The 6,434-nt window shown below is 70.0% G+C and carries 5 protein-coding genes; 4 read left to right on the top strand and 1 reads right to left on the bottom strand.

Features of this window, described 5'->3' with window-relative positions:
* Window positions 1-313: 313 nt before the first annotated feature.
* Genes ACFTZB_RS19040 through ACFTZB_RS19030 form a run of 3 tightly spaced genes read left to right on the top strand, consistent with a single transcriptional unit; the run spans window position 314 to window position 3,954 of the window.
* A complete protein-coding gene (locus ACFTZB_RS19040; protein ID WP_378433513.1) occupies window positions 314-1,366 on the top strand; it encodes an NlpC/P60 family protein in 1,053 nt (350 codons plus the stop codon).
* Between the two features lie 49 nt (window positions 1,367-1,415).
* Window positions 1,416-2,783 (top strand): hypothetical protein, encoded by a 1,368-nt coding sequence (locus ACFTZB_RS19035; protein ID WP_378433512.1) that lies wholly within the window; start codon window positions 1,416-1,418, stop codon window positions 2,781-2,783.
* 43 nt (window positions 2,784-2,826) lie between these two features.
* A complete protein-coding gene (locus tag ACFTZB_RS19030; RefSeq protein ID WP_378433511.1) occupies window positions 2,827-3,954 on the top strand; it encodes a glycosyltransferase family 4 protein in 1,128 nt (375 codons plus the stop codon).
* 64 nt (window positions 3,955-4,018) lie between these two features.
* Here the strand turns inward: ACFTZB_RS19030 and ACFTZB_RS19025 are convergent, their stop codons facing one another.
* Window positions 4,019-5,830, bottom strand: a complete 1,812-nt coding sequence (locus ACFTZB_RS19025; RefSeq protein WP_378433510.1) for an AMP-dependent synthetase/ligase — start codon at window positions 5,828-5,830, stop codon at window positions 4,019-4,021.
* 161 nt (window positions 5,831-5,991) lie between these two features.
* Here ACFTZB_RS19025 and ACFTZB_RS19020 point away from each other — a divergent pair, with 161 nt between their 5' ends.
* Window positions 5,992-6,366 carry a polyketide cyclase / dehydrase and lipid transport gene (locus ACFTZB_RS19020; RefSeq protein WP_378433509.1) on the top strand — a complete coding sequence of 125 codons (375 nt, stop codon included), beginning with the start codon at window positions 5,992-5,994 and terminating at the stop codon, window positions 6,364-6,366.
* Window positions 6,367-6,434: the final 68 nt, after the last annotated feature.

Genomic DNA, 6,434 nt, shown 5'->3' with positions numbered 1-6,434 from the left:
GTTGGATCTTGCACGACCACCGAGGGTGGGTTCGAATCACGATTCGAACCCACCCTCGATGTCGTTGCGCCCCAGGCAGACAGGCTGTCGCCCGCCCGCCCGGTGGTCCCCGCCACCCCGTCGTGACATGGGTGGACACAAACGTATGCCATTCCGTAACCTATCCGAGACCTTGCGAAGTCTTGTCGCGCCAACCGGGCGGCAACGCGGGTCGCCACCTCTTCGGCACTCCGCGGTCGTCTCGGCCGGGGAAATTCCTGAGCCGCGCATCGACCCGGCTGGTGGAGATCGACGATCGGAGAACCGCATTTCCGTGGCCTCACACAAGATGAAGCGCTCCCTGGGCAGCGTGCTGACAGCCGGAGTGCTGTCGGCGGCGCTCGTGTCGCTGCCCTCCATCCCGGCGGGTGCGGACCCGGTCACCACCAACCCGACCGAGGCGCTGACGAAGCTCGGCGACCTGTCCCGGCAGTCCGAGCAGACGTCGGAGGCCCTCCACAACGCGCAGATCGATCTCGAGGCCAAGCAGTCGGCGCAGCGCGACGCGGACGCCCGGCTCGCGGCGGACCAGGGCGTGCTCGACGAGGCCAACGCGCGCGTCGCCGTCTTCCAGCCCGTGGTGAACAAACTCGCCACCGCCAACTACCAGGGCGCCCGAACCAATCGCCTGTTCGCCGTGATGGTCAGCGACTCACCGCAGCAACTCCTCGATCAGATGTCCGCGCTGGACGCCATCTCCAACGACACCCGCAACCAGGTCGCGCAATTCCAATCGGCCACGTCGGACGCCACCAAGGCGGCGGAGGCGTCGAAGCAGTCGGCGGAGTCCGCGCGGGCGGCAACCGAACAGGCCAAGGTGGTCAGCGACGACCTGCAGCGCAAGCAGAGCGACCTGCAAGCGCAGATCGCCGACGTGATCAAGGCGTTCGGCGATCTCACCGGCGCCGAACGCGACCAGCTGGCGGGGACGCCCTTCCCGCCCGGCTTCGATCCCAACACGATCCTCGCGCACCTCACCCCCGGCTCGGGCACGAGCGCGCTACAGGCGGGCATGACCCGCATCGGCGACCCGTACGTGTGGGGCGCCACCGGACCCGACCAGTTCGACTGCTCCGGGCTCGTCGTCTGGGCGTACAAGCAGATCGGCAAGACGCTCCCGCGGTCCAGTCAGGCTCAGGCCAGCGGCGGCACCCCGGTGTCCCGCGACGAACTCCAGCCCGGCGACGTCGTCCTCTTCTACAACGACGCGTCCCACGTCGGCCTCTACGCAGGAAACGGCAACATTCTCCACGCCTCGACGTTCGGTGTGCCGGTGAAGATCGAGTCGATGGCGAAGTTCCCCTTCTACGGGGCGCGCCGCTACTGACGGCCACCGTCGGGCGACGGCACGCGGGCGTGCTCATACACTCACCGGCGTGCCCGCATCAGACCCGTCTCCCGCAACGGATACGACCTCACGCCGAAAAGCGCGCCCGTGGGAGCTGGCGGCGCTGGCCGGACTCGTCCTCGCCGTCGTCGTCGTACTCGCGCTGACCGGGTTCTCTCACGACGAACGGGGCGCCGACGGGGCGGTCGGCACCGCGCAGGCAGACACGGAGTCGCGTGCAGCGGCCGTCCAGGTGCTCCTCGACACGTGGGCGTCGGCCGTGCGGACGAACGACACGGCCCGCCTGTCCGGTCTGATGGATCGGGCGGCGTCGCCGGGCTTCCTGGCCGCCGAGACGCGCCGCGCGAGCAACGTTGCCGGGGTGGAATTCTCGGACTGGGGATACGAGATCACCGAGAGTCCCGAGACGGCGGTGCCGTCGAGTCTCGTCGACGCGCTCGGGGCCGACGAAGTGTGGGCGCCGGCCGTGCAACTCCGCTACGCGATCGCGGGAGCGGACGAGAGACCCACCCGCAAACCCGTCGCGCTCGTCGTCGCCCGGCGCGGTGACAGCTGGGCACTCGTCAGCGACAGCGCCGGCGTGGACGGCGAGCGGCGGACCTGGCGCGGCCCGTGGGACTTCGGATCCGTCGTGTCGCGCCGCGTCGACACCGGCGACGGCCGGACGTCGGTGGTCCTCGGACATCCCGAGAACGTCGCGATGGTGGACCGGCTGGCGGAGGAACTCCCCGCCGCCGTCGTCAACGCGACCCAACTGTGGGGTTCGGACTGGGCGGGCCGCGCGCTCGTGTGGGTCGCCGGATCGCAGGACGAGTTCACCGCACTCGTCGGGCCCGATCACGACGGACGCGGCATCGCCGCCGTCGCCATCTCGGACGCCGTCGACCCATCCGCCGACGCGGTCACCGGGCAGCGGATCGTGTTCAGCCCCTCGTCGGCGGAGCGGCTCACAGACGTCACCCGGCGGGCGATCCTGCGACACGAACTCATCCACGTGGCGGCGCGCGCCGAGACGGTGGACCGCTCACCGATGTGGGTGCTGGAGGGCTACGCCGAGTACGCCGCCTACCGGGGAACCGGTCAGGCCGCACGGCAGATCGCGCCGGCCCTGACCGCGCAGGTGGGCGCCGAAGGCCCCCCGACCGGTTTCCCCGAGAACACCGCCTTCTCCGAATCCGGCGAACGCGGCTCGGTCGCCTACGAGACCGCGTGGTCGATCAACGCCTTCGTCGCGGAGCAGTACGGCGAAACGAGGCTGACGGAGTTGTACCGGAAGCTGGCCGTGGGAGAGGCCGATCCGGACACGGTCGACGCACGACTGTCCGACGTCCTCGGCGTCGATGCCGAGCAGTTCCGGGACCGCTGGACCGACTGGGTGGGCGCTCACCTGGGGTGACCCTGCGTCGGTGACCGCGCGGCCGACCGCCTACGGTGATCACATGCGCCGAACACTGTTGGTGACGAACGATTTTCCGCCGCGGCCCGGCGGAATTCAGTCGTACCTGCACACCTTCGTCAAGCACCTGCCCGCCGACGACCTGGTCGTCTACGCCCCGCGCTGGCGCGGTGACTCGCACATCAAGTTCGATGCGCGGCAACCGTTTCAGGTCGTCCGGCACCCCACGACCCTGATGGTTCCGACACCGTTCGTCGCGCGCCGCGCCACCAGGTTGCTCGCCGAACACGACTGCACCGGCGTCTGGTTCGGCGCGGCGGCCCCGCTCGCACTGCTCAGTTCGACGCTGCGCCGCGCCGGAGCGGAACGGGTGGTCGCGAGTACCCATGGACACGAGGTCGGCTGGTCGATGCTCCCCGCCGCCCGCCAGGCCCTCGGCCGGATCGGCGACGGCACCGACGTCGTCACGTACGTCAGCCGCTACACCCGCGGCCGGTTCGCGTCCGCATTCGGCGCCGGCGCGGCACTCGAGCACCTGCCGCCCGGAGTCGACACCGACCTGTTCACCCCGGACGGCGGGGCGCGGTCCGAACTGCGGTCCCGGTACGGACTGGGCGACCGGCCGACGATCCTGTGCCTGTCCCGGCTCGTGCCGCGCAAGGGCCAGGACATCCTCATCAGGGCGCTCCCGAACATCCGCGAACACATCGACGGGGCCGTCCTCGTGATCGTCGGCGGCGGACCCTACGAGGACCGCCTGCGCTCCCTCGCGCGCTCGGCCGGCGTCGAGGACCACGTCGTGTTCACGGGAACGGTGCCGTCGGCGGAGTTGGCGGCGCACCACACGATCGCCGACGTGTTCGCGATGCCGTGCCGCACGCGGGGCGCGGGACTCGACGTCGAGGGCCTCGGCATCGTGTTCCTGGAGGCGTCGGCCTCCGGTGTCCCGGTCATCGCCGGACAGTCCGGCGGCGCCCCGGAAACGGTGCGGCAGAACGAAACCGGGATGGTCGTGGACGGCACGTCGGTGGCCGAGGTGGCGCGATCGGTGATCGCGGTGCTGTCCGATCGCGACCGGGCGGCGGCGATGGGCGCCGCCGGCCGGGACTGGGTCAAGGCGCAGTGGCGTTGGGACGTGCTCGCCGCGAAGCTGCAGTTCCTGCTGGCGTGACCGCCCCCGTGAGTACTTATTAACCGCGGGCGGTTGAGAAGTACTCACGAGCGCCGGAGGCGCACTATCTGGCGTAGAGGGCGGCGATGTCGTCGGCGAAGCTGTCGTGCACCACGTTGCGCTTGAGCTTCATCGTCGGCGTGAGCTCGCCGGTCTCCTCCGTGAAGTCGACGGGCAGGACCCGGAACTTCTTGATGGCCTCCGCGTGCGACACGAGCTTGTTGGCCTCGGCGACGGCCTCGTCGATCTCGGCCGTGAGGTCGGCGTCCGAGAGTAGGTCGGCGACCGTCGTGCCCGCGGGCTTGCCGTTGCGCTCGTTCCACGCCGGCAGTGCGTCGGCGTCGATGGTGATGAGTGCGCCGATGAACGGCTGCTGGTCGCCGACGACGATGGCCTGGCTGATCAGCGGGTGGGCACGCAGGTGATCCTCGAGCTGGGCGGGGGAGACGTTCTTGCCGCCCGCTGTGACGATGATCTCCTTCTTGCGTCCGGTGATGGTGATGTAGCCGTCCGCGTCGACCGAGCCGAGGTCGCCGGTGTGGAACCAGCCGTTCTCGATCGCGTCGGCAGTCGCGTTCTCGTTGCGCCAGTAGCCGCCGAAGACGACCGGTCCCGACAGCAGGATCTCGCCGTCGTCGGCGATGCGCACGGAATTGCCGGCGAGGGGCTTGCCGACCGACCCGACCTTCTGCTCGCCGATCGTGTTGACGGCGAATGCCGCGGATGTCTCGGTGAGGCCGTAGCCCTCGTAGATGGTGATGCCGATGCCGCGGAAGAAGTGGCCGAGGCGGGCACCGAGCGGGGCGCCGCCGGAGATCGCGAGCTGGCACCTGCCGCCGAGCGCGGCCCGCAGCTTCGAGAACACCAGCTTGTCGAACAGCGCGTGCTTGGCCTTGAGGACCAGTCCCGGGCCGCCGTCGTCCTGCGCCTCACTCCACGCGATGGCCGTCTCGGCGGCGGCGTCGAAGATCTTGCCCTTGCCCTCGCCGTGGGCCTTGGCACGGGCGCTGTTGTACACCTTCTCGAACACCCGCGGCACGGAGAGGATGAAGTCGGGACGGAACTCGCCGAACGTGGGGACGAGGTTCGGGATGTCGCTGGTGTGGCCGAGTGCGGCGCCGGCGTCGAACGACGCGATGCTGACCGCGCGCGCCAGGACGTGCGCCATCGGCAGGAACATGAGGGTGCTGACGCCGGGCGTCTTCAGCAGGGTTCCGAGGCTGGAATCGAGAATGCCCTTGGACTCGGCGATGAGGTTGGCGTGGGTGAGCTGGCAGCCCTTGGGCCTGCCGGTGGTGCCGGACGTGTAGATGAGGGTGGCCGGATCGCTCGCCTTCAGTGCGGCGACGCGGGCCCGGACCTCGGAGTCGGGAACGTCGGCGCCCCGTTCGGTCAGTTCCTCGACGACACCGCGGTCGCTTTCGGACGCCTCGATCCGGTAGACGCCGCGGAGCGCGCTGGCTTCGGCGGCCACGGCCTTGACCGTGGCGGCGTGTGCCGCGTTCTCGACGACGAGGTCGATCGCGGCGGAGTCCTCGAGAATCCAGCGGACCTGCTCGGCAGAGGACGTCTCGTAGATCGGGACGGTGACGCCGCCTGCCGCCCAGATCGCGAAGTCGACCAGCGGCCACTCGTACCGGGTCGCCGACATCAGGGCCACCCGGTCGCCCTGCTGGACGCCGATGGCGATGAGCCCCTTGGCGACCGCGATGACCTGCGCGGCGAACTCGGCCGCCGTGACGTCGGTCCACCGTCCGTCGATCTTGCGCTTGTACACGACCAGCGTCGGGTCGGCCGCGGCATGGGCGAACACCGAGTCGACCGCGGACGCGTCCTCCGCGATCGTGAACGACTGTGGCGCGCTGAACTCGGGCACGAAAACCTCCGACACTGAAAATACTGGCGAGTAGGATTGTCTTCCCCAACTTTAGACCTACCCCCGCCGGCTCCGCCTGCTGGCTGAAACACGGGTGGTCAGAGGCCTGCCCGCGGGGCACCACGGAACCCCGCCGCCTGGCGTATGTGAAGCTTGTCGCCGTGAGCAGCATTCAGGTCGCAGACCAGACGTTCATCGCGGCCCCACCGCAGCAGGTCGCGGCGGCGATCGCCCCGCCCGCCCGCTGGCGCCGGTGGTGGCCCGATCTCACCCTCGCCGTCCGCGAGGACCGCGCCGAGAAGGGCATCCGCTGGACCGTGGCCGGACCCCTCACCGGAACGATGGAAGTGTGGCTCGAGCCGGTGCTGGACGGAGCGATCGTGCACTACTTCCTCCACGCCGAACCGGCGCGCAGCGAGCACGCCCCGGATCTGGCCGCCCTCAACCGCCGCAGGCGCGTCGAGGGCAAGGTGATGTCCTTCGAGGTGAAGAAGGAACTCGAGGCCGGTCGAGCGGCGGGAGAACCGCCGTCCTGAGCCCCTTCCGGCCGTCGCGGCGGGGTCGGCATTGTGTCCGGGCGCCGGAATCGTGTGTGATAGTCGGG

Source organism: Rhodococcus sp. NPDC057014 (assembly GCF_042673295.1).
In the GTDB taxonomy this organism is placed as follows: domain Bacteria; phylum Actinomycetota; class Actinomycetes; order Mycobacteriales; family Mycobacteriaceae; genus Rhodococcus_F.
This window is presented reverse-complemented; position numbering and strand designations above follow the sequence as displayed.

Excerpts from the sequence above, each read along its gene's own strand:
- ACFTZB_RS19030 (WP_378433511.1), top strand. The coding sequence starts at position 2,827 with ATGCGCCGAACACTGTTGGTGACGAACGATTTTCCGCCGCGGCCCGGC.